Raw genomic sequence first — 24,332 nt, forward strand, 5'->3', positions numbered from 1 at the left:
GGTTGAGATGGTGCGGATCGGGGCGGTACGGGAATTACGGGTTTTGCGGGCCGGGCAGTCCCAGGCGCTGGCGGAACAGGTTCAGCCGGGCGGCGAGCCGGGTGATCTCAGCGTCGGCCTGCCCGCCGGCCGGGTGGGCGGGGTCGGCTGTCTCCCGCAGGGCGAACGTGGCGTGGACGAGATCGCGCAGCTCCGCGGCCTCCTCGGCGCCGATCACCTGTGGGAGGAGGGCGAGTTGCCGCTCCACAGTCACCGGCATCCGCGTCGTGCCCGAGCCGGTGGACGCGAGGCGCGCCAGCGCGGCCCGGGATTCGAACCACAGGTACTTGGCGGTGTACTCGCGGCCCTGCTCTTCGTACTGGCTCGGGCGGCCGATGGTCTCAGCGGATGGCGGTGTCAGGACTGTCGTCGCCCAACCTGGGTCGTGAACGGCGGAGCCTGGCCGACGGAGCTCGAACCACTCGTGAAGGTCGCGGCTCGCGTTGCCGTCGGCGTTGACGAGGTCGTGCTCGACCGGGCGCGCGGCGGAGCCCTCGGCCTCCAGCCCGAGGCAGGTGAGTGCCTCGATCAGCAGGTCCTCCGCCGGCCTGTGCCCGCAGGGGAACGCTGCCGAGCTCAACTCGAAGTCGATGTCGCTGCCGAGGCCCAGTACCCCCTGGGCGCAAGAACCCCGCAACAGCAGGTCCAGCTCCTCGATCCGCAGGACGGTTAGGACGACGTCGGCGAGGCGACCGGCGATCTCCTCGGCCACCATAGCCCGCTCGCATGCCGCGTCCCAGCCGCTCACGCGAGCCAATTGGCCTATTCGCTCGGCCAGTTGCTCAAGCGACACGGCTCCGGCCGGAGGGATCGACTCGGCGGCCGAGAACAGTGCCAGGACCCAAGCCCGCCGTAATGCGGCCAGATCTGGTGGAAAAGCAGCCGGTCGACTGCCTGTCGCCAGGGCGTCCAACTGTCCGAGCAGGGACGCATAGGCGTCCTCACCGCGCTGCTCGCGCAGGTGTGCGGTCAGCACGGTGTGGAAGACGCCGAGCTTCGCGGGAAGGACGTCCTCGGCGAGGTGCCCCAGAGCGGCGGCGCTTGCCGATCCGGCCCTCGTCAGCGGGAGTTCGCTCGCGAGTGTCACCTCGATCCCGTAGCGGCGGACGTCCACGTGGGGCGCGCCCCGGGCGAACCAGCTCGCCAGGACGGTCTCGAAGTCGTCCAACACCGCCTGCTCGCCCGGTAGCGAGGTGGGGATTCGGTCCCGCAGCTTGAGGTCGTGCCCGAGCAGGTCGGACCAGGCGATGTCCCACTTCATCAGGGTCAGCTCGTTGGGGGTGGCTCCGGCCGGCACCAGGAGCGCGTCCTCCCAGTCGATCAGGACCGTCCGCCCGACCCGGCGGAACATGTTCCGCGGCACACACCCCGACGCCTCGACCCCTCGGTCCAGCAAGGCCACCAGCAGGTCGGCGACAACGGGAACGGACAGACCGTTCGCCCCGTTCCCGGCCGATAAACGCCTGCCCAGATACGGGGAAACCAGTGCGGCACCCTGGCCGGGCAGTGGGACCAGCTCGGGAACACAGACCTCCACGGCGCCGAACCCGTCGACAGTCAACCCGCCCAGACGACGCGCGGACTCAGCGGCCAGCTCCTGCTCCGAGCGCGCAGCCCCAAGAGGCCGGAGCTTCGCCACCAGGTCGCGCCCACGGTGGCGAAACCGGTGCACCCGCCCGCCAATGTCGACGAAGTCGGTGTCATCGAAGGTGACCCGGCCGCTCGCCCTGTCGAGCGCCTGCCGAACTGAGACCGCGAGGTCCCCCGAACCACGCGCACCCCTTGTCGTTCTGCTCACTTCACTCCCCTCCCGAGTGCCGCACGCAGATGTGTCACCGTAGCCGCTCCGTCACCGTGTGTTCGATCGAATTAGCGGATTCGGCCACCGGCTTCCGGTCTGTATGGAGCCGCACGAAGCGGAACGGTGGCTCCCAATTTCTGATGATCATTCAGTTCTGCGACTCATCAATGCTGTTGGGGAGTCATGTCGTGCCGGGCGGCTACGCTTAATCGGCCTCTCGCCCGCGAGAGCATGGGACAATCGGCGTGCGGCGCCGACCGTCCACCTGGTGCGGTTGCTGTGCGACTCCCGCGGCCCGTCCGCGGATCCGCCCTCTCACAGAAGTGGTCCTTCGTTCTATGGCTACGGTCCTCTCCATCGCCGACGCGGTGCAGCAGCGCTTTGCTCAGGCGATCTCCACCGCGTTTCCCGACGCAGCGGACAGCGACCCCCAGCTGCGACGAAGTGACCGCGCCGACTTCCAGGCCAACGGGATCATGAGTCTCGCCAAGCCTCTGCGGGCCAACCCCCGTGAGGTGGCCACGCGCGTCCTGGAACACCTGGCTGCGGACGAGGTGATCGCGAGCCTGGAGGTCTCCGGCCCCGGATTCGTCAACGTCACGGTCACGGATGCCGCGATCCTGGAGCGGCTGGCCGCCCGTGCGGCGGACACCCGGCTCGGTGTCGGCAGCACCGCCGAGCCTGGCGTCACGGTGATCGACTACAGCCAGCCGAACATCGCCAAGGAGATGCACGTCGGCCACCTGCGCTCGACGATCATCGGCGACGCCCTGGTGCGTACTCTGGAGTTCACCGGCGAGAAGGTCATCAAGCGCAACCACCTCGGCGACTGGGGCACCCAGTTCGGCATGCTCATCCAGTACCTGATCGAGCACCACGACGAACTCGGCGACGACACCGAGGCCGCTGACTCCGGCCCGTCGATGTCCCGCCTAAACCGCCTCTATAAGGCGTCGCGCGCCAAGTTCGACAGCGACACCGACTTCGCCGACCGGGCCCGTCGGCGCGTCGTCGACCTCCAGGCCGGCAACCCGGAGACCGTCGCCTCCTGGCAGGGCATGGTCGACGAGTCGAAGGTGTACTTCGAGGCCGTCTACGCCCGCCTCGGCGTCCTCCTCGAAGACGCCGACGCCATCGGCGAGAGCTACTACAACCCCATGCTCGCCGAGGTCTGCGCAGACCTCGAAGCCTCCGGTGTCGCTGTCCGCTCCGACGGAGCCCTGTGTGTCTTCTTCGACGACATCAAGGGCCCCAACGGCGAGCCGACCCCGCTCATCGTCCAGAAGAGCGACGGCGGCTACGGCTACGCCACCACCGACCTCGCCGCCATCCGCGACCGCGTCGGCTTGCTCGGAGCCAACCAACTCCTCTACGTCGTCGACAGCCGCCAGGCCCTCCACTTCCAGATGGTCTTCGAAACCGCCCGCCGCGCAGGCTGGCTCCCCGACAGCGTCCGCGCCCTGCACCTCGGCTTCGGCACGGTCCTCGGCAAGGACGGCAAGCCCTTCAAGACCCGCTCCGGCGAGACCGTCCGCCTCATGGACCTCCTCGACGAAGCCGTCGACCGGGCCCGCACCGTCGTCTCCGAGAAAAGCCCGCAGCTCGCCACCGAGGAACTCGAAGACCGGGCCAAGCAGGTCGGCATCGGCGCGGTCAAGTACGCCGACCTCTCGACCTCCCGTACCCGCGACTACATCTTCGACGCCGACCGCATGGTCTCCCTCAACGGCGACACCGGCACCTACCTCCAGTACGCCTACGCCCGCATCCAGTCCATCCTGCGCAAAGCCCCCGAGGGCGTCATCCCGACCGCCCACCAGGACCTTGCCCTGGAGCCGGCCGAGCGCGCCCTCGGCCTCCTCCTCGACGAGTTCGGCGCCACCATCACTCAGGTGACCGGAACGTTCGAGCCCCACCGGCTCTGCGCCTACCTGCACCACCTGGCGTCGGCGTACACCACCTTCTACGAGCACTGCCCCGTCCTCAAGGCCCCCAGCCCCGAGGTCATGGAGACCCGCCTGCTGCTCTGCCAGCTCACCGGTCAGACCCTCCGACAGGGCGTGGACCTCCTCGGCATCGGCACGCCCGAGAGGTTGTGACTCCTTCGGCGGGGCCGGTGGAACGCGGAGTGGCTGAGCTGGGCAGACAGGCCCAGGTCAGCCACCCAAGAGTCTCGCGTGCCCCAGTCGCACAAGCGCGCCGCTCCCAGTAGCGGCGCGCTTCGTCAACCTGTAGCGCCTGCCGGCTCAACTCATGCACCACCGTGCGGCTGGCACCCGGGCGCGTAACGACAGCGCGCCCCGGTGCCAGCCGGTGGCTGATCCGAACAGAGGCGGACTTCGGGGCGGGTTCCGTAGTGGTAGGTAGGCCCAAGGGCCTGGAAGTCGACTACGCCGGATCCTCTTGATCCTTGCCATCTGCCCTCAGCAGGGCCGAGATGCGTTCCCACCTCTCTACGGACCAGGCGGGCGACAGGGCGAGCTGCTCCTCCACCCAGGCGTCGATCGCCTCGTCACAGTTTGCGCTCATGTGCAATCAATCCATGGAATTGCGCTGGTTCGGATAGATGTGCCCCCGCAGTGTTAGTACCTGAATCAAGCAGCCCGCCGCGGGAGCGCGCATCACGGGACTGGCGTGAGGGGCGGCCTATATTTCATTTCCCGAGTGCCGCGGGCGGCGGGATTCACGAGGTGAAATATCGGCGGACCCAGGACCGAGGGTCATGATCCAACGCTGCTGTTGCCATTCATTGCGTCTGCGATGACCTTCAGCGATTCGGGATCCGTGGGCGCGGAGCGGCGGTACTGCGGGTGATCGAGGTCCATCTGGAGTGCTGCGTGCTGCGGGGCCGCGTACCGAGTGCGGTCGGACCAGGCCAAGGCTTGGTGACTGAGGCGGGCGGCGGCGACAGCGAGGTGTTCGCGCTGGTAGCCCGAGTTGGTGCACATGGGCGTGATTTCGCGAGTGCTCATCGCATACCAGGGTGCGTTGAGTTCGTTTTCCTTACGCTCGTCGGCATTCTCGGAGGCGTGGCCCGGGTCGGCACGCCAGCGGGTCTTGTACTGGCCGTGGCGCTTCTTGCCGTAATTCCGCGGCTCGGTGTACAGGAACCAGGGGTGACCTTCGGTGCGTTCGGCCGGGAAGTAGAGGTCGCTGGAGGTTTTGAGGGTCTTCTCCTTGCCACTCTTCAGCTTCTCCGTGACATAGGCGAGACGGGGCATCTCCTCCTGGTTGCAGTTGAGGCGGATGACGCTCACCGGTGCCGCGTGGACCGGAAGCCCACTACTGGGGAGCCACGGGCGGGAGTCGGTGGGGTCGGGTTGCTTGCCTTGCTTGTTGTTGTTGAGCCCCGGCCACATCCTGCGGCAGGCGCTGCCGTCGATGATGAGGGCGTAGGGGAGGTCGTCGAGTTCGTCGGCGAGGTCCTGCAGAGCGAGTTTGACGTCGTGGCCGGCCTGAGTCCAGCGCTGGATCTCGTTGTCGCCGTCGGCTCGGTGGAGCGGGTAGTTGGCGGCGTGGAAGCGGGCCTGGGCGGTGGGGTAGTGCTCCCAGACCGGGCTGAGGTTGCTCCAGCCGAGCATCCGCCAGGCGCCTTCAGGGGTGTCCGGTGGGATGATCACGCTGGCCGTGACGATCCGCTTGGGCTCGCCGCGGAACCTTCGGTCGGTGGCCTGCTTGCGGATGTGGACGCCGCACCAGGCCATGCGGGGGATCGAATAGGAGTCGTCCGGGCCGTAGAGCGCTTCCTCGAACCGGGCGTCGATGATGCCGCAGGAGCGGTACAGGTCGAGGAGCCCCATGTAGACGCGATGGTCGTCGTACGGCTTCTTCGGGACGGTGAGGACCTGGTCGCCCTTGACAGCGTCTCGCTGACGCCCGATGAGGTACTGGCTGGGGGTGAGGGTGGCGGCGAGGGCGCGCCTGGTCTGGAACTTGGCGTCGCTGTCCTCCAAGGCCCTCTCCACCTCGGAGGACTTCAACTGCTTGTGTTCCTCGGCGGCGATGGGCTTCTCGGTCTCGCACCACGCGGCCAGCATGACGCCCGGTTCGCTGTAGGCGTCGACCACGGCGCGGGTGTCCGTGGCCCGGGTCGTGACCGGGCCGTGGGCCAGAAGGTCCTTGGCGTAGTGGAAGACCGCTTCCACCCCGGGCGCCAGCGCGATGCGGTCGCCGTCGACACTGCGGTCGATGTCGGACGGGTCGAGGCGGTAGGAGTGCGCCAGGCCGTGGAGCATCCGCATGCGGGTGGGCGCCTCGTAGTACAGACACAGGATCCGCAGCGTCTTGTACCCGGCTGCTTCGATCGAGCGCTGGATGCTGGCGGGATCGGGCAGGCCGACGAGGTCGATGTATTGGTTGTCCTTCTTGCGGGCGGCTTTCTCCGCGGCCGAGATGGTCTCGAAGGGGCGCGGCGAGAAGACACTGCCCTTGGACTTGAGCTCCAGCAGGCGGGCGGCGCCGTCGAAGGCCCTCTCGATCTGGTCGCGGAGCAGCCCCAGGTGGTACAGGCCGGCGCCGGTGCCGACGGCGAACCACTTCGGCGGAGTGGGTACGACGGGGCGGACAGGGCCCGGGGCTGGGGTGAGGAGCGTGGCGCGCTTTCCGTTCGCGTCGCGGGTGTTCCACAGGTTTCGCTCGCGCTCGACGCGGTTCTCCACCGCGTTGAGAGCGGTCCGGTCGGCGTCCAGCTTGGCGAGGATTTCCAGCGCGTAGGAGTTGGCCTGCCGCAGGCCTCGGCCGTCCAGGGTCACCTTCAGCAGTGGCCGGCCGGTTCCTTGGTCGACGAGGGCGGTGCGGGAGAAGATCAGGGCGTTGTTGACCCGCCGTACGTGGGCGTCGGTGTTGATGATCGGGTGGTCGACCGCGGTGTAGGTGGCCATCTTGACGGTCATCCTGGACATGGCGTACTGGAGCCTGCTGGAGCTTTCGTCAGTGGGCCAGTCCCGGGTGATGTCTTCGGCCTTGATGGGGTGGCCGCGGCCGGCGAAGGTCGGGCCGATGGGGTGGCCCCAGGCGACGAGGCTTCCGTCGTTGGCCGGCCGGTAGTGCACCTCGGCCCGGGTGCCCTCGTCCTTGGCGGCCTGCCAGCCGATGATCCGCTCCTTGGTCTCCCCCTTCTTGTCGACGTACTCCTCCGTGACGCCTTCCATCTGCTGGTCGATCAGGGGGACGGCGGCAAGGCGCTTGGCGATGTGCCATTTCACCGCGTCGTAGGCCCAGCTGGGTGGGTTGACCACACCTTCGTCCCCGGTGGCGAGGATGTGCTCGGCCAGCGGGAGGCGGCGTGCCGTGGTCGCGGCGATCAGCGTGGCGAGCCGGGACTCGACCTGGAAGGGGACCTCGTCTAGCGGGATCTTCCGGACGATTCCTTCCAGGAAAGTGAAGACCTTCGCCAGGGTCCTGGGCGTGATCTCGGTGAGGCTCACCATGTACCGTAGGTACTTGTCGAGGTGGACGTAGCCGTCGGTGAGTTGCTGCAGTACGGTCACGACGATGGAGTAGGGGACGAGGAAGACGTCCTCCTCGCGTTGGTCACGGACCGCCTTGGCGTTCGCGCGGGCTGTCTTCTGAAGGCCGCGCCATTCGTTGCGGGTGTCGTCGTCGAACTCCCAGACAAGCGCCTCCATGCCTTTGAGGAGGTCGGTGGTGCAGTGGATCGCCGTGGTGTGCGCGGTCAGATCCCGCTCGGCGGCACGTCGCCCCATTTCGCGGTCCCCTTCTCTCTCGTCATCCTGGCTGGGTGGGCCGTGGGCCCGGACGTGTTACAGGCCGGCGTCGGGCACGCCCGCGTAGGACAGGAACGCGTGCAGGGCCTGGCCGTAGAGCTCGTTCATGACCCGTTTCTGCTCTCGCGTCCAGTTGCCGTGGATACGGCGGATGATGCTGGACAGGTCGGAGCTGAACTTCGTGTCGTGCAGGGAGTGGTCCACGATGTGCAGGGTCATGTCCGTCTCCCCTCGGCGTGCCCGGCCGGCGAGTTGCACAAGTTGGACGAGCATGCCCGCGATCAGTTCCTCCTGCAGCTCATGGGCCATCTGGGAGAACCGCGACGGGGAGCGCAGGATGCGCTGCAGCTGGCGCCACGACGCGTCACGGGCTGTTTCGATCGCCAGCAGCGGGTCAGCGCAGCCGCCCGGTGGAAGGGTGTTGATGCCGGCCGCGTTGACCGAGCCGTGGATCCACTCGGTGTCCTCGATGCTCAGGACCGGTCGCACGCACAGGAAGATCTCGCTGACGGCGGAGCGGGTGCCGACGACGATGTTCAGGCCTCGGGCGATCACGGCCAGCGGGGCGATGAGGATCTCGCCGTGGTCGGGGAAGTCTTCCAGTTCCTCGCGGACCATGCGGCGGACGTGAGAGGGCAGGTGCTGCTCGTAGTCCCGTTGGTGGAAGTCCTTGACCAGCAGGCAGATGCGGTGGCGCAGGCCCTCGGCCTGCGCCAGGCCGTGAGCGAGGTAAGCGCACTGCTCGTAGGAGTTGGCGGTAAGGATCACCCGCGCCCGGTCGTCCTTTCGCCCCTCCAGCCGCCGCAGCCGCCTGTCCAGGTGCTGCTCGTACAGCAGCCGGCCCAGGTCACGCAGGACGGCTGGCTTCTTGTCCGCCCAGATACCGCCTACGCGCAGAGCCTCGCGCTCATCGCCCGAGCTCGGGTCGATGACGGGGGTGGCACGGGTGACGATGGAACGCGGCCGGGTATCGGGGAGCCACCACTTCACCGGGGCATGGACGTGCTCCTGGACGGCCTGGGGGAAGTAGGCGGTGGCAGACAGCCCGAGCACCGGGCGTTGGACACCGGCGACCATGAGCGCGGTCAGTCCGCCGAGTTCGGAGACGAAGGTGTGGGGGTCGCCTTCGAAACAGCGGGACAGCAGTTCGGCCTCGGTCTCCTTGGCCTCCAAACCGCGGATCTGGTATCCGCTGATGGAACGCCCGAGCGTCGAGAGCGGAAACAGGACGGTCACCGTGCTCTTGTGCAGCCCGTCGAGGATCTTGCGGACGGAGGCCAGGTCGAGGTGGCTCAGGGCGGCGGCCTGCCGACGGAGGTTCGTCATACTGATGTCGAGATCGCCGAGGATGGTGCGAGTGGCGAGCAGGTTCACCACCGCGGCCCGGTCGTTGGCGACAGGGACGGCATTGCCCAGCAGACCATGGAGTTCTTGCTGCACGAGGGCAAGGAAGTTCTCACCGCGGGGCGCGGTCAGGGCGGCCAAGGCCCGTTGGAGGGCATCCCAGTCCGCCGACGCGGGGTAGTCGGCGCCGCCGGCCGACTCGGCGCCGTTCCACCGCTCGGGCATGATCCGTTCGAGGAAGCCGAAGAGCTCCGGGGGAACGGCGTCCGCACTGGGCACCAGCTCGGGGAAGAGCAGCTGGAGGATCTCGCGGTCACGGGACTGGGTCAGGCGCCACCCGTCATTGTCGCGCCCCGCGGCACCCCAGCCCCCGGTCTCATTGCCGGGATTGAGCTTCAGAGCGCGGGAGCAGAGCCACAGCAGCAGGAACTCCGCCATCAAACGGGAGTGGCTCACCGGAGAGAGGAACTGTTCCTGGTTCCCGCTCGGCAGCCGCTTGGCATCCTGGTCGATCTCCCGCAGGGCACTGTCCCGTTTGCGGGAGGCCAGCACGACGGACGAGGTGCAGCGGCCGATCGCGGTCTTCTGGAAGGCGTCGACCTCATCGACGATCAGCGCGTCGAACGAGCGCAGCGCCAGTTCCAAGGCGCTCACGCCAGCGGTGCCGCGCACCTGCCCGCGCCATTCCCGCCCGTCGATGACGGCCCCGATCCGCAGGGCCCCTTCGAGAAGGTTGGCGTGGTTGGTGACCACGATGTCCGCCTCGGCCGCCGCGTAGACGGGACGGAACTTGTCGCACACCGGGATGTAAGGGCAGGCGTGCGCCTTGAAGCTGTCCGCTGTCGGCGCGAGGAGCGTCAGACAGTTCTCCTGCCCGGGAGGATAGAGACCGGGCGGGTCCATGAGAACGCGCTGCGCGCACCCGTACGCGAGGTGGGCGATGTCCCGCTGCCCTCGCAGGTCCCACTCGGTGATCTTGGTCGAGGGGGTCAGCGCGGCGTAGTCCATGGCCCGCTTGTGCATGCTGGCGGCCGACATCAGCGGGGCGCAGGTGGCCTGCTTGTCGATCTTTCCGGTTTCGAAGAGCCAGCCGAGGTCGTTGTTGATGTCCCAGGCCATGCTGAGGGTGGCACGAACGTCGGTGAGCGCGATGGCCAGTCGGTAACCATGGAGGACCGCCCACGAGGCCATGACGCGTACGAGCACCGTTTTGCCGCTGCCGGTCGGGGCGTTGAGCACCTGCAGCAGGCCGGACACCAGGTCCAGCTCGGACAGCTCACCACCAGCACTGCTCTTGAGGTCCCTGATGAACTTCGAGAGCACCGTGTGCAGGTAGGCCACCGACTTGTCGCGCTCGGACAGCCATTGCGAGACCTCCAACAGCTGCGCCACGGGCGCCGTGATCCGGTCACGGGCCGCGGCGGTGACCAGATGCGGAAGCGCCTCGTGCCCGGCCGCCTTCTCGAACAGCGGGGTGGCGCGGAACTCGATCTCGCGGCTGGTGACCCCGTGCTCGGGGCCAAGGTAAGTCGTCCTGGTCTTCCACGTACCCGGCCCGGCGAACTCCCCGGCCTTGGGCCGCTTGCCCGGAGTGAAGAACCGCCCCGTCAGGCGTTCGGCGTGGCCGAGGAAATCACCCCCGACCTTCAACAGGGCCGCCTCCGCAGTGAATGGGTCATCCCCGACCAGGGTGACCGTGCCGCCCGACCTGTCATGCCCGTCACCGTCCGAGGTGAGCTTGCCGACGAACGCCAGCACAGCCGATCTGAACGCCTTCGGGTTCCACCACTCGGCTGGCATCAGCTGCGCCACCTGGCGGACCGCGCGCCGCTCGGCGAGCGTCAGCATCGGCCATTGGTCCCATGCCTGCGGCTTGCGCGCGGCGAAGTACGCCGCGTCCCTGAAGGAGGCCACCACGTTGCCGTCGTTGTCCTTGCGCCTCATACAGTGCGAGGCCAAGGCCAGGGCCCCGACGAGGCCGGCCTCCGCACCGCTGAGCTCCCCGTTCACGCCCGCCCCTCCCGGATCGCCGCCAGCACCTCGTCCACGTAGCCGCTCGCGGTGATCGCCCGCATCCCGTAGCCGCGGCACACCGGGTCGAGCGTCGCCACTTGCGCCTCCCGGTGGTCGGCCACCACCAGCCACTTCGCGTTGCCCTTGTCACCGGAGTCCATGTGCAGCTTGTCGACCAGGTGACTGACGAAGGTGTAGTCCTTGAAATCTGCAGGGAACGCGGCTTTTCGCTGCTGGCCGTCGTCTTTGGCGACGTGCAGGTCGATGCGGTCGCCGTCCACCCACAGCTCTGCGCGCCAACCCGTGCCCTGGAGATGGCGGTTGAGGACGCGGTGCAGTCTCAACTCGGGCAGACCGGGTACGCAGGTGCTCCGCCACACCGACCTCACCAGCGCCTTGTGGCCGTCGACGGGCTGCGCCTGCGGCACTTCGGGGACGCACCCTGTCCACAGCTCACCCTGCCGTCCGTGCGGAACGCCACACGGGAACACGGGATTCAGCACGGGCGGCTCGCCCTGGGTCGGCTCGAAGCGGTAGGTCGCGCCGGTCTGCTCATGCCACGGGTAGAGGCACCAGGCGCTTCCCTGGTCCCGTCCCTCGGAGTGGTGCACCGAGACCTTCATCGGCCACTTGCACGCAGGGCAGGGGAACCACCAGCCGCGGTAGCGCGCGTGCTGAGGCACCGGCCGGTAGAAGTCGACTGCCCGGGTGGGCAGGTCCAGATCTGCAAGGGCCGGCCGGTCACTGATGGCATCGGCCGGTTCCTTCTCCAGCACGACGGGGTGCTCGATCAGGTTCGTGCGATGCCGCTCGTAGTAGGGGCCCTTGATGGCACTGAACACCGATTCCTGGCTGTGCTCGTCTTCGAGGGCCGTGAACGTGACCCGCCCTGCGAACCGGCCGACCTTCTTCGCGGCCCGGATGACCCGCTCGGCCTCCAGCCGAAAGTCGAATGCCTCTCCCGGCGTGACTCCGTCCACGTCGAGGAATCGAAGCCCGTCCAGGCTGCCCGGATCCGCCCACTCGGGCATCAGGCCCGCCATGGAACCTGTCTCTGCTCCGGTCAGCCTTTCCAGCAGGCCGGTGAACCTGACACGGTGTCCCGGGCCAGCTGCGGCCATCAGCGCACCTTGGGCCTCCATGAGGCGCTCCAGTCGGCCCGGGCCGCTCAAGTCGTCTCGTGTGAGTGCGTCCCCGCACACCGCGAAGGCCATCGCCGCGCTGAGCAGCGCCTCCGTCTGGCGGAACTGCTCCGAGTTGTCCGCCTGTTCGCTGTCCACACCGGGACGGTACGGGCACCGACGAGCGAACTCGCTTGTTCTGCAGCGGACTTCACTCGATCAAGTGGTTTAGGTCGGAAGTCTCAACGTCCGGATACAGTTCCTGATATGCGTCAAGGTAGTCCTTCGCGTGCTGTCGCCCGCTGTCGGTCAGGAACCAGAAGTACGGGCCGCTCTCCTCGCCTTCGGGGTGGCGCAGAACGATGAACCCGCGGCTGGGGTTGCGGCCGTCCGGGCTTCGCCCGACAGCCAGGGCGTGCGGCGCTCGCCCCGCCAACGAACCGTCCACGCCGACCCCGTCGGCGCGGGCGACGCGCACCAGGACACTCCACAACCAGCGGGACAGCAGCGGTGCCGGCGCTCCCTTGCTGCTGGGAACCTTCAGGCCCGCTCGCGCGACGCTTCGCCCGTGGCGCGTCACCTCAACCAGCGTTCGGTCAACCTCGCCGACGCCGTCGACGTAAACGCGGTCCCGGTGCGTGATGACCATGTTGCGGCGCCGCAGTGCGGCGACCGACGAGCCCACTCCCGGATCGCGCACGCCTTCCTGCCGAAGCCGTTCCTGAAGCCTAGTCAGTCCGACAAGCTCCTTGGGCGCGTGGAGCGCGAGGGGCATCATTCGCCACTTGCGCGCAGCGCTGCGGACGCCGCCCATCGCGTGGCTCCGCCGCTGCAGCAGTTCCTCCTCCTGGTCCTGCCAGAAGAGGCACGCCAAGTAAAGACGCTGACGCTCGTTCAGTCCTTTCCACGCCGCCATCGGCCCGGACGAGTCTCCACTGCCGGACGCCCTCCTGGGCAGGACCGGCACAGTCTCGTCAGCCGGCCGACTGCGCCGCCAGGCATCCAGCAGCACCCGCTCAGGTACCCCGTACACCTGAGCCAGGGCACGCGCTACCCTCCCGGCCATCTCCGGGGCCCCTCCATCACACTCCGGAACTGTCCGTCCGAGTTCCAGGGCCTGGAGCGCCCCGGCATCGAAGCCCAAGTCCCGAGCCCATGGCTTCTCGGCCACTGCGGTAGCGGCCTGGCCTACCTCCAGCCCGGCGTCCCGGCGAAGGTCCGAAAGAGTCTCGGTTCCACGCAGCCTGCCGCACAAGTCCTGCGCGTCGCACCGCAGGACAGCTAGCAACCGCCCGAACGACCGATCACCAGGAGCGCTCCGCCCAGCCAGCCAGTACTGCACCGCCCGCTCGGAGACGCCGACGGCCCTCGCCAGCTCGGCCGAGCCCATGCCGCGCAGCTCGATGTACCTTGCCAGCGCGGACGGAGAGAACGCGGTCTCGGTCATGTGCCCAGATAACGGTAAGAGCGTGGTCCCGGGCAACCGCCGAACAGGGACCGACTGTGTGACTCGGGTACCCATCTCCCGCCTCTACCCGAAAGCACAACCGTCCTGCATCCAATCGGGTGTCCTGAGACCGAGGAGGGCCACGCCCCGGCAGAGGGTCTGTCGGGGCCGCAGACTCCGAGGTAGTTGCGGCGGGGGACACATATCATCTTCGCCGCCCTACCCCGGACTCCCGCCATCGACCATCTCGCGGCGAGGTGACGGGCGCACAGGCTCCGGAGTGGCGGTCCGCCCACGCACTTCACCATTGGGGCCAATGGTGGCGAGTTGGGCGACCCGCATACGTCGGGGTCTCCAGGGCGCCCAGCTCCAATGCCTCATGGCCGATAACTCGACCGCTGTGACAAGTGTCTAGATCTCCTTGAACGTCGCCGAGATCCCCATCTCGTCGAGTCGTTGCCGGATCTGCTCGGCTCCCTCGGCACTCAGTACGACCTGGAATGTGCTCTGAAGGTAGCTGATCTGCCTTTCGTCCAGAGCCATGAAGAACGAACGGAACAATGCGGCAAGTCCATCAGCGGTGTCGTCATCGGCCAGGAGGTTGCAGGTGAACGAGAACACTGCCTTCTGGTCCTTGCCACCGGACTGCTGAGGGACGTCGTCGCTTGAACCGTCCGCTCCGGTGTCCTGGTGGCCGGCTGCCCCGTTCGCCTGAGTGGCGCTTGCTGCCCCTGCCCCGCTCTGTGTCGTGTCATTCGGGGCTGAGGGTTCGCTTGTGTCGGTGCAGGTGCCGTCGTGGGAAGGCTCACCGCAGGTCGGGCAGAGCTGAGGCTTCGGCTTCGAGAGCCGCAGGCTCGTGCTTGCCAGGTTGACTTGCGCAGGCCCGGTGACAGCGACCTCGGTTCCATTGCCGTCGACGATGCTCACCAGGCCCTGGTCCACGGCGTCGTGAATCGCTTGCTGAAGATCGCGATCCCCACCGTAGAGCAGCGGCAGTCTCGGAGCGCTGTAGAACGCGGCCCGGATGTCGGAGAGGGTCTTCCCGTAGTCCTGGTCGCGGAGGTTGTGGTGCAGGGCTCGGGGAGTGAACTCCCCGACATCGAAGACCTTGTCCCGCGCGGCCAGCGCCTTCCAGACCGCAGTACCGTTCAGAGCGGTGAAGTTGTCGTCGTCGTAGGTGAGTTCGTCGAGGTAGCGCTCTCCGTCCGGGTCAGGCTGCGCGAGGAAGACGACGTGCTGGTAGGCCCGCTTGAGGGCCTTCTCCAGCTGCTCTTTCGCCGTGGCAAGTTCCTTGGTGCCGATCGTCTTGAGTTCGCTGTCGTTCTGCACCTCGGGCGCGGCCAGGGCTCGTTGCCGCGCCAGGTACTCCACTGCCAGGCCGCGCACCAGGCTGCGGCGCTGGGTGTTCGCCACGGCGTAGACCGCGCTGCTGGCCCACTGGACGGGGAGCTGTTGGACACCTTGCCCGAGGCCCATCGCGACGGTCAGCGCCTCCATCGTCGGCTTCTCCATGCCGTTGCGGAGGCTGAACTGGGCAGGGTCGAGCACGACGAGCCGGTTTGTGTAGGCCATGTCCAGGCCGCTGGTGGCCATGACATCGACTGCGGTGCGTTGGGCATCGGCGGGAATGAACTTGAGTTCACGGAACGGGCCGCTGTTGGCGAGCTTCTGAGCGAAGTCGGCGATGACCTGGTCCCGCTCGGTTTCGGTGATGGTGCGCCGGATGTCCTTGACGAGCATCTGGTGGGTGAGGCGGGTGGACATGAAGTAACGGGCGGGCTTGTTGTTGCCCTGGCCTCGGGCGATGTCGAGAGCGCTTATGCCCCGTTCCTGGTTGACAACCTCTTCGACGACGATGTCGGCGTCGGTGATGGTGTAGCTGGTGTGCGGGACACTGGTGGCCGCCTTGACCTCGGGCGCGCTGGCACCGCGCCCTCGACCGGGACGGAGGGTGCCGACGATGCTCACCAGGAAGATAAAGGTGGCAGCGCGTTCAGCGGCTCGCGGATTATCCCCATGCCACGGCACCTCGGGGCGTTCAAGGTCCTGGCGGCGTGCTGTTCCTGACGAACCTTCGTGGTTGACGACCTCGATTTCGGCGAGGCTTCGGTAGTTCGCGATCGTGCGGTCATCCTCCACTAGGCCGCTGCCCAGGAGCGCCTCGCGGACTGTGCTCTCCGACAGGGGAAGATCTCCGGGTCCGATGAGTGCCGGCACCCACTCTCCCGCCTTGCCTCGCTGTTGCAGGGCGAACACGGTGGCAGCGAAGATCCGGATCGTGGATCGGACACGCTGGAATCCGGTGACTCTGCTCCACTCGTCCTTCGCCAGACTCACGAGCATCGGGTGGAAGGGGTAGCAGGCAGCAACCTCGTCCGACCAGTGGCGGCGCCAGTCAGCACCGATCTGCTCCCAGACGTGCTTGGTCCAGCCGTTGTCGCCCAGGACCGGCTCGTAGAGGCGGGCCGTCGCGGCGAGTACCTCGGCGGCTGGCTCGGTGTCGAAGAGTCGCCGCCGCAGGATGTCGGCGAAATCGCTGACCTCGGTGACCGTGGCCGGCAGGCCGTTGCGTTCGAGCAGGGTGTTGAGGTCGTCGCGGCGTTCCTTGGCAGCCGGCGAGAGCGCGGTCTTGTCTGCGTCGGAAGCGATCATCACGACGAGCATCGCCACGTGAGGGACGTCGTTAACGACGTCGAGAAGGGCGCGCAGGAACGCCATGTCCTGGGCTGCAAGATCGGGCTTCTTGGTGCCGTCGAGACCGTTGCCGATGTAGTCCAGGACCTCATCGACGATGATCAACACAGGCCTGTTCACGGCGCGGATGGCCTCGGCGATCTTGTGCTTGTCGCTCCAAAAGGGCTGGTAGCGCTCGTAGAGCGAGTAGTCCTTGGAGAACAGCCGCCACAGGAACCGCTCGTAGAGGCTGACCGCCGGCCCGTCGAGCTCCTGCACGCCAGCACCGGCGGTCATGTTGTCGCACGGGAGGACGACCACATGCGGCCCTCCGAGGTCCCGGGCGAGCTCTCGGCCCATCTTGGCCTTCGCCCGCTCGACGACCTTCTCGCCCAGTTCGGTGGACAGCAACGCCGTGGGATTGGCAGCCAGGTGGAAGGCTCCGATGCAGGCGTGCGACTTACCACCACCCATGCCCTGGTCGAGCCGGGTGACGGCCCGAGCCTTGAGGTAGTCGTCACCGCCTCCGACGCGGACCGCGATCTCGGTGAGGAGGTCGATCAGCCGCTCGGTGGGGTGGGTGATGTCACCGTAATAGGCCGCATCCGCATACGGCGGCCGGTCCATGGCGGTGCCGTGGACGGCGCGGAACAGCGACATTTGCACATCGTCGATCTGGCCGGAGGCGTTGAGGATCTCCTCACGGATCTTCAGGGCCTTCCACCACGGGGTCACGCTCGTCGTCACTACTTATCTCCTGGGCTGGTGAACATGGGTGCTCGTGGTGTGCTCGTCATCACATCAGCTTCAGCTGGGCGCCCTGTCGGCGCGCGCGTTCGAAGGCGCTGGCGGTGACCGCCTCGGCGGCGCTGCCGATTCCGGCCCGGGTGCGCAGGACTCGGGTGAACGCGATGGAGTCCGGGTCGTTGTCGGGAAGCCGGTCCGCGAGGAACTGGATGGCCGACCAGAGGTAGGTGTCGTCGACACCGCGCTCCGATGCCGCCAGGACCTCACCCATGGCCTGCAAGCCCTCATCGGACGCCGCGGCGAGCGCGAGTGCTACGTCGACCGCGGCGGAGTCGCCGTCGACCTTGCCGTAGTACTCACGCGAGGTGATGAAGCGGACCCCCTTGTCGGCGTCACCCACAAGATCGCGTACGGCGGCGAGGTCGAGGGAAGAAGCCAAGGCCTGCCAGCGCAGCTCGGACTTTGCCTGGACCTGTCGGCCGTAGAGCCGAATCCACCAGAGGGCGAACCGGGTGCGGGCGTCGAAGGCCGAGAGTGGCTGGTTGTTGACCTCGACAGCCATGGCTTCCTGGACCGCGGCGCGAGCCAGCGGTAGGAACGTGTGGATGTCGACTGGTCCGCCCTTGGCATCGAGGACCTCGCTGTAGCGGCCCACAACCTCCATCGCGGGGCCGGCCGCCGCCATTAGCATGTCGGCGGGCGCCAGGCCCCACCGCTCCCAGTCGGGGTAGCGGCGCTTGATCTCCGCCTTGATCTCCGCCTCGACGGCACCCTTGCGGCCGGCCGGCCGTCCGGCCGGGGCAGGACGGCAGGCCATGGTCAGCGTGGTCTCGATATTCGCCTTGCCCTGCTGCCCGCCGGATTCAGTGTTGGCCGGCCACGAGCCGGTCATCACCAGCCCCGCCTTTTCGATGGAGTGCAGCAGCCGCTGCCACACCTCGGGCTCACCATGGCCGAAGACGATCGTGACGACGCCGTCGTCGCGGACGGCCAGGCGCATCTGCGCGAAGGCGTCCGCGATGAGGTTGTCGTAGTGCTCGCGGGTGCGGTGCTCGTTCGGGGCCTCACCGCGTACCCGCTTGACGATGATCTCCTGGCTCTTGTCCTGGCAGCCGTGCGGGTCGGCGGTGACGGCAAGCTCCGGCCAGGTGTTGTGCAGGCAACGCTTGACCCAGGTGTAGAAGAGATCCGAAGCGTCCGCGTAGGCGATCATCTGGTCGTACGGCGGGTCTGTGACCACCGCGCTGAACGTCTTGGGCGGGTAGGACAGCGCGGTCGCGCTTCCGCGCTGCACCGAGGCGGGCACCCCGCGCAGGTCGGAGAACAGGTTCCGGCAGGCGGCCAGCACGTTGTCCGAGATCGATTTCCACGTTCCGGGGCCGTCGCCGATGCCGGACTCGAAGAAGTCGTGGGAGAAAGTGATGGACCCCTCGTTGACGAACAGGTCCCCGACCTGAGCACCGCCCTTGCTTTGGAACCGGGCGCCACGGGTGGAGCGCCGCAACTTCTTCACCACGACCGCCGTCGCGTAGCCGCACAGGGCCCGCACGTAATCACGCGACAACCCGGCTGCGGTGAGCTCGTCGCCGAGTTCGTTGATGATCCGTGCCAGGCGCACGTACGAGAGGGTCTGGCGGTCGACCATGAAGTCGCCGTACGTCTTCGCCCCGTAGATGCTCGGCCCGATGATGTTGTTGTTGCCGGGGGCGATCCCCTCGTCCGGGATCGCCGGGAGGAAGGGGCTGAACGCTGGCTCGAAGCCCAGCGCAGTGGTGGCCGCAGCGGCGGCCTTCCGCTCCTCGTCGGTGGGCTGGCGGAAGGTCTTCTGGCTCTTCGCGTCGATATCTGCTGCCAGGACGAGAGCGTCGCGGCCCTGGCCTTCCTGCAAGAGCCGCCGGTGCACAGCCAGCGAGTGGACGTGGCTGCAGAACACGCAGATCGCGCTCTTGCCCGGCACCTTCTTGCCGTTCTCCACGGCGTTGGTCAGCGTGGGGGCCCGGGAGGGCTTGCCCGGCGTCACGACGGCCTCCCATGTTCCGGAGGCCCGGTCCGCGGCGATGTAGAACGCCACCGCTTCGCGGGAGCCGCGAGCGGGCATCAACTCGTAGGAACCGATGAGCGGGAACGCGTGCCCGCACTCCTGGCAGGGGATCTCGACGGCCCACAGGTACCCCCATGGAAATGCGCCGTTGCTGCGAGGGTAGAAGTCGCTCATCGCAGCGGTATGCCTGGCTTGGATCTCGGCGAACAGCGTCTCAAGGTCGCCGAGCAGCCGGTCCGTGCGAGAGGTCAGCAGATGGCCGAGGTCGCCGAACGGAAGGTCAGGCTCCTGGCTCCAGTCCTCGAACGGGGCCGAGGTGAGCAGGTGGCTGGCCAGTACTGCGACCGGACTGTAGTCGACGGCGGATGCCTGGACGCCCAGGCGTGCCGACTCCAGTGGGATCATGCCGCGTCCCGAGAACGGATCAAGGGTGGTTGCGCCCTGCGGGTTGGCCTTGGCGATCTCGGCCTGCAGTTCGCCCCACGCCCCGTAGCGTCCCGTCATGGCCTCCCGGACGAGGTTCTGCAACCGGGTCTGCTCGCCGACCTCGTCGGGCCACGGCAGCAGGGAGCAGATCGTGGCGGCCTTGGCCTGGGCGGTGGGCCGCTTGGCGAACCACATGAACAGGGAGATCTCGCTATTCCCTGACCCCCAGCCCTTGTCGCTGTTGGCCGACACCTCGGCGCTGGGAAACCATCGTTCGATCATCCGGCTCATGTGTTGCTCCCCGGGGCGTTCTTGAGACTGCTACCGGGGACGCGGAAGATCGCGTTCCCGGTCATGACATTGGCAAAGAGGGTGGCAGGGTCTTGGTAGGCCCCGAAGAAACGTCCGCGGCCGTCAGCGCACTGGTCGACGACGTAGAGCCAGTACTCCTTGCGGTGCTGGGTGGCGATCAGGACCTCGTTGCCGGTCATCCGGATGCCGTCGCTGGCCGCGTTGCCCAGGAGGCCCTTGACCTCGACATGCCGGACCTGGCTGTTCCGACGCGCTTCCAGATCGTAGCCACGGCCCTCGGTGTGCACGTCCTCCACAGCCCACCCATCGTCGGCGAGGAGCTGCTGGACGTGGCGCATGGAGACCAGCTCTGCGTCTATTTCCGCCTGGACCGTGATATCAGCGGCCGCCAGGACACGGATACGGCCGATCAGCTTCGGCGCGGTCAACTGCACGTCAGCAAGGCGTTCAAGCTCGTCGAGTCGTTGCGCGGTCTGGGCCTGGAGCCGGCGCCGCAGTTCGACCCGGGCCGCGCGGTCGTCGATGTTCTCGGTCAGGCTCAGCGGCAGGTTGGTCAGATCCTTGCGCGCTTGGGCGAACCAGTCAGCGCGCACGCGCCGGTGTTCGGCGACAGTTTCATCGGCCACCTCCCGGGCAGTCGAGAGCGCCAGCCCCTCTCGGGCGGGATGGGGCGCGGTGCCGTACTGACCAGTAGGTACGAGGTTGGCCAGCGTTTCCCACCGCACCGGGCGGGCGTTGCCGCTGTCGTCGACCTTGACCAGGCTCGCCCAGATGCTCGCGCGCTTCCCGTCGCTTTCCGTCAAGGTCGCCGTGTACGCGTACAGGTCGTACGGGGTGAGACTTGTGGGGTCGGCAGCGGCGCCGGACCGGTGCAGGTCCTCGGCGAGGGAGTGTTCCGCCATGCCGATCAGATCGGTGAACCCGGGCTCGCCCGGGCCGAGCGTAATGGTGTCGCCGACGTCGATGCTCTCCGCGGCCTCGCGTACCGCGTCGCCGCTGGTGGCGATGTGGACCTCGCCAGCGCCGCCAAGGGTGACGGGGAACCTTGCCGTACCCTCCAGCGACAGCCGGCGGAATCCGGCGCCGGCGGCCGTCGGGGAAGACTGCAGTACTCGGGCAGCGGTGAGCCGGTCGAGGTATGCCTCGACGATCGCCGGGTTGATCCGTGCGAACAGATCACGCTGAAGCAGGGTCAGCGCGGCGACGGCGTCGACCTGGCTGGCCAGACGTCGTTCGTTGTCCCGCACCTGCCTGGCAGCCCGGGTGAGCTCCTGGGACTGGACGGCCTTGGCGGCGTCGATCGCCTGTTGTTTCCTGCCTTCGTCGTTGCCGTACAGGTCGGAGAGCCACTTGTCGTAGTCAACGCCGGTGATCTCAGCCACCGCTGACAGACTGTCGAACATCTGGCCACGCAGCTCATTCGCCGCGGTGACGAAGTGGTCCAGCAGCCTGAGCAGGGTTTCACCCTCTCGCGTGTCAGTGGCGATCAGGTTGTACAGGTGGACATCACGCAACTGACCGACGCGGTGGATACGTCCCATCCGCTGCTCAAGGCGCACGAGGGACCAAGGGATGTCGTAGTTAACCAGCACGTGCGCGGCCTGAAGGTCGATGCCTTCGTTACCGGCGTCGGTGGTGACGATGACCTGGAACTCGCCTCGCATGAAGGCTCGGCGCACGTCGTCGCGTTCAGCCTTGTTCTGCCGACCCGAGTACAGCTTGGCAGTGAACCCTTCGGCTTCGAGGCGTTGTGCTACCCACTGGGCCGAGTCGGCGTACTCGGTGAACACCACGGCTTGCTCGCCGTTGCCGGGAAGGACCCCGTGCGGGGCAAGGCAGTCCTCGGTGAGCCGCTTCCATTTCGACGGCTTCCAGGCCTGATCACGGAGTGTGGCGTTGATCTGGTCTGCGAGGCTCTTGATCGCTGCCCGCTCGGCCCTGCTGGCGGTCGAGCTCGTGTGGACGACCTTCGCCTCGTCGACCTCCGCCTCGTCGCCTTGCCCGTCGCCCTCGGCGATGAGAGCGGCCTCCGCCTCACTCATCGCCCCCATGTGGTCGTGGCGCCGGCGCAGTGTCTCGGCAAGCGCGTACAAACTGGAAGCGGCCCGCTTCGCGTACACCATGCGGGCAAGCGGCTGCGCGGCGGGTGGGAAGTACCTGTCGACCATGTCCAATGCGGCCTGGTAATAGCCGTATTCGACCTGCGACAGGGGGACGCTGTGGTTGTGCGCGGCGCGGCCCTTGAACAGGCGGGTCCTGCCGTCGTAGTCGACCAGGTCTTCCTTCATCCGCCGCAGGAAATGGATCGGACCCGGGCGAAGCGCACGCAGCGTCACATTGGGGTCACTGCCCGGGTCCGGGTAGATCGCCGGGTCCACGAGGTGCAGCAGGTGCCGGAAGAGCCACTCCTTGCCCCGATGCGGGGTCGCGGTCATCAGCAGTGCCCGCGGGGTGTTCTTGGCCAGGAGGCGGCCGACTTGGTGGAATCCGGCGGCGGTAGGAGTCAGCCGGTGCGCCTCATCGAAGACCACCAGGTCCCAGCCGGCCTTGTCCGGCCGAATGGCGTCCTGTACGGCCGGGTTGACGGACGCCAGCTCAAGAGAGACCACCCACAGGTCGTTGGAATTCAGCGCGTTCTCACGCACAGTCGCCGAGGTGAGCTGGCGCAGTCCTCCGCCGAGCAGACGCTCGAAGTCGTCGACCCACTTGGTGGCCAGGTTCGCCGGGCAGACGATAATTGCACGCTTGACCAGGCCCAGTCGCTGCATCTCCCGGAGATACAGGCCGGCCATGATCGTCTTGCCTGTGCCAGGCTCGTCCGCGAGCAGGAAGCGCAGCAGCGGCTGCGGCAGCATCGCGCCGTAGACAGCCGTGGTCTGGTGCGCGTACGGCTTCAACGGGGTGGCCGCCATGGCGCTGGATTCGGCGTTGGTGGCGGCGGCATACATCCACTGGGTCCACATGGCTGCCAGCACCCTGGCCGAGTCGGCTCGACCGTCGCTGACCAGGGGCCGCACGGTTTGGGTGTCTCCGGCGGCCAGGTTCACCTCGTGCCGTCGGTCCTGGTCGTCAACAAGGATGAGGTCCCACGAACCCGGGTCATCGCCGGGCAGGGCGAAGCGGACAGTGGCGAATTCAGGCACTCCGCTGGCCTGGACTCTCACTCGTTGCCCGCGTTCGAATGACACCTCGTCCTGCGGCTGATTACTCATGCGCGAGTCCCGTAGTTCGTCTGGATCCAGCGGGCCAGCAACGGATCGATCACACGCCACCCTTGACTCGTGTCTTCGATGAGCCCGCTGGCGACCAAATGCGGTGCCGCTTTCTGAGCTGTCGTCTTGGGAAGGCCCAGTGTCCGCACAGCCCGCGCGGCCATCGGGGCGCCGTACTCAGCCACCGCCCGGAGAACCTTGCGTTGGCCCACGCTGAGCCCGCTCATCGTGGCTCGTGCTTCAGGGTCGATCTGCCGCAGAGCCGCAGCAATCGCTGCATCGAGATGATCACTGGTGGCTGGCTCTCCTGCGGGGACCTCTTGCCACAGCAGGTGAGCCAACAGCATGGTCCGCTGGGGATGCCCCTCGCCCGCAGCCAGTAGCTCGTCCAGCACACCAGTCACGTCGCGGTCCCCTGCGGTAGCGAACCGCTCTTGGATCGATTCGCGGAGTTTCGCTTTGGGCAGCCGACCAAGGCGGAGCGCGGACACTGGCTCCCCCTCCCCTTCGGCAGACCCCGTGGACAGCATGTCTGGCCTGCTCCCGGAGAACAGGTAGGAGACGGCCGCCCGCTGTCGGCAAGCATGCTGCCGGATCAACGCCTCTGCCCCCGGCACACCAGCAGCAGACTGGAACTCATCGAGCACGATCAGAGTCCGCCCGCCCTCACGCTGAGCCAACAGGGAGGGAAGCTCCAGCAGAGCATTCAATGCCGCCAGCGGGTCGGCTGCGGGCCGACTATCCATGGCCGAAGCGAATCCGGACCCCGTGATCGACACTCCAGCCTGCGAGGCAGCCAAGATCTTGCTCACTGCCGGACGCACCACCTCGGGTGCGTACGACGCCCACGCCCGCTCAAGGCGAAGCACCAGGTCAGAGAAGCTCGCGACCCCGAACAGATCGGCAGTGACCACAGTCAGGCCGTCCCGCTGCCCCTCGGCCGCGATCTTGTGAATCAGGCTCGTCTTGCCGAAGCGCCGCGGTGCCACCAGCGCCATCAGCCGGCCCTCGCGGGCCCATGCCTTGATCATCTCGGCCTCTCGGCACCTGTCGACCACCTGGTCACCAGCGACTGGCCCGTCGTATTCGAACGGGCCTGTGCTGTCCCGCATCGTCGACTCCAGGAGGTGTGGTGCTGAGATCGCAAAGGTATGTCGACAGCGTACCTCCTGGTACGCCAGCGGCGTACCTCTTTGCCCAGTCGACGGACTCGCCCACTGGGCGTGAACACCCCGGGCCCGGAGACCGGTACCCCATGTGCGGATCGGGAGGCTGCCCCGTCATCCGGTAGTGACAGAGTTGCTGGAGGCGGTTGGCCGGACTGCCTCGGCGGTTGGCTGTTGCGGGGGCCGTGGGTGTGCACGACCTTGGAGACGGTGGCTTCGCAGTCGGCGGCCACCTGGCTCATTGGGCGGGCCCACGGAGGGCAG

At 67.5% G+C, this 24,332-nt stretch carries 10 protein-coding genes; 1 reads left to right on the plus strand and 9 read right to left on the minus strand.

Features of this window, described 5'->3' with window-relative positions; translation table 11 throughout:
- Positions 1–34 precede the first annotated feature (34 nt).
- On the minus strand, positions 35–1,837 hold the full coding sequence (locus ACFP3U_RS20455; RefSeq protein WP_380227029.1) for a hypothetical protein: 1,803 nt from the start codon (positions 1,835–1,837) through the stop codon (positions 35–37).
- Positions 1,838–2,178: 341 nt separating this feature from the next.
- Here ACFP3U_RS20455 and argS point away from each other — a divergent pair, with 341 nt between their 5' ends.
- Entirely contained in the window at positions 2,179–3,939 is a 1,761-nt protein-coding gene (gene argS / locus ACFP3U_RS20460) for an arginine--tRNA ligase (protein WP_380227030.1), read from the plus strand.
- Between the two features lie 621 nt (positions 3,940–4,560).
- Here the strand turns inward: argS and ACFP3U_RS20465 are convergent.
- The 8 genes from ACFP3U_RS20465 to ACFP3U_RS20500 form a co-directional block, all read right to left on the minus strand.
- On the minus strand, positions 4,561–7,545 hold the full coding sequence (locus ACFP3U_RS20465) for an RNaseH domain-containing protein (RefSeq protein WP_380227031.1): 2,985 nt from the start codon (positions 7,543–7,545) through the stop codon (positions 4,561–4,563).
- A gap of 57 nt (positions 7,546–7,602) precedes the next feature.
- Positions 7,603–10,920 (minus strand): hypothetical protein, encoded by a 3,318-nt coding sequence (locus ACFP3U_RS20470; protein WP_380227033.1) that lies wholly within the window; start codon positions 10,918–10,920, stop codon positions 7,603–7,605.
- A complete protein-coding gene (locus tag ACFP3U_RS20475; protein ID WP_380227034.1) occupies positions 10,917–12,203 on the minus strand; it encodes a restriction endonuclease-related protein in 1,287 nt (428 codons plus the stop codon). The genes ACFP3U_RS20470 and ACFP3U_RS20475 overlap by 4 nt, the downstream gene beginning before the upstream one ends.
- A 52-nt stretch (positions 12,204–12,255) precedes the next feature.
- Complete coding sequence (locus ACFP3U_RS20480) at positions 12,256–13,491, minus strand: helix-turn-helix domain-containing protein (RefSeq protein WP_380227035.1); 1,236 nt, start codon at positions 13,489–13,491, stop codon at positions 12,256–12,258.
- A gap of 411 nt (positions 13,492–13,902) precedes the next feature.
- A complete protein-coding gene (locus tag ACFP3U_RS20485; RefSeq protein ID WP_380227036.1) occupies positions 13,903–16,911 on the minus strand; it encodes a DUF499 domain-containing protein in 3,009 nt (1,002 codons plus the stop codon).
- Positions 16,912–16,960: 49 nt separating this feature from the next.
- The gene (locus ACFP3U_RS20490) at positions 16,961–19,669 is read right to left on the minus strand and encodes a DUF1156 domain-containing protein (protein ID WP_380227037.1); all 2,709 of its coding nucleotides are present in this window, start codon (positions 19,667–19,669) and stop codon (positions 16,961–16,963) included.
- A complete protein-coding gene (locus ACFP3U_RS20495) occupies positions 19,666–22,902 on the minus strand; it encodes a helicase-related protein (protein WP_380227038.1) in 3,237 nt (1,078 codons plus the stop codon). Before ACFP3U_RS20495 ends, ACFP3U_RS20490 begins: the two co-directional genes overlap by 4 nt.
- Positions 22,899–24,014: an ATP-binding protein gene (locus ACFP3U_RS20500; protein WP_371517302.1), complete on the minus strand. Its 1,116-nt coding sequence runs from the start codon at positions 24,012–24,014 to the stop codon at positions 22,899–22,901. Before ACFP3U_RS20500 ends, ACFP3U_RS20495 begins: the two co-directional genes overlap by 4 nt.
- Between the last annotated feature and the right edge of the window lie 318 nt (positions 24,015–24,332).

Origin of the sequence: Kitasatospora misakiensis, assembly GCF_042656005.1 — a bacterium.
Taxonomy (GTDB): Bacteria; Actinomycetota; Actinomycetes; order Streptomycetales; family Streptomycetaceae; genus Kitasatospora; species Kitasatospora misakiensis.

What these genes read in the sequence shown, in the direction of transcription:
- ACFP3U_RS20490 (WP_380227037.1), bottom strand. Translation starts at nt 19,669, where the DNA reads ATGAGCCGGATGATCGAACGATGGTTTCCCAGCGCCGAGGTGTCGGCC.
- ACFP3U_RS20495 (WP_380227038.1), bottom strand. Translation starts at nt 22,902, where the DNA reads ATGAGTAATCAGCCGCAGGACGAGGTGTCATTCGAACGCGGGCAACGA.
- ACFP3U_RS20500 (WP_371517302.1), bottom strand. Translation starts at nt 24,014, where the DNA reads ATGCGGGACAGCACAGGCCCGTTCGAATACGACGGGCCAGTCGCTGGT.
- ACFP3U_RS20480 (WP_380227035.1), bottom strand. Translation starts at nt 13,491, where the DNA reads ATGACCGAGACCGCGTTCTCTCCGTCCGCGCTGGCAAGGTACATCGAG.
- ACFP3U_RS20465 (WP_380227031.1), bottom strand. Translation starts at nt 7,545, where the DNA reads ATGGGGCGACGTGCCGCCGAGCGGGATCTGACCGCGCACACCACGGCG.
- argS (WP_380227030.1), top strand. Translation starts at nt 2,179, where the DNA reads ATGGCTACGGTCCTCTCCATCGCCGACGCGGTGCAGCAGCGCTTTGCT.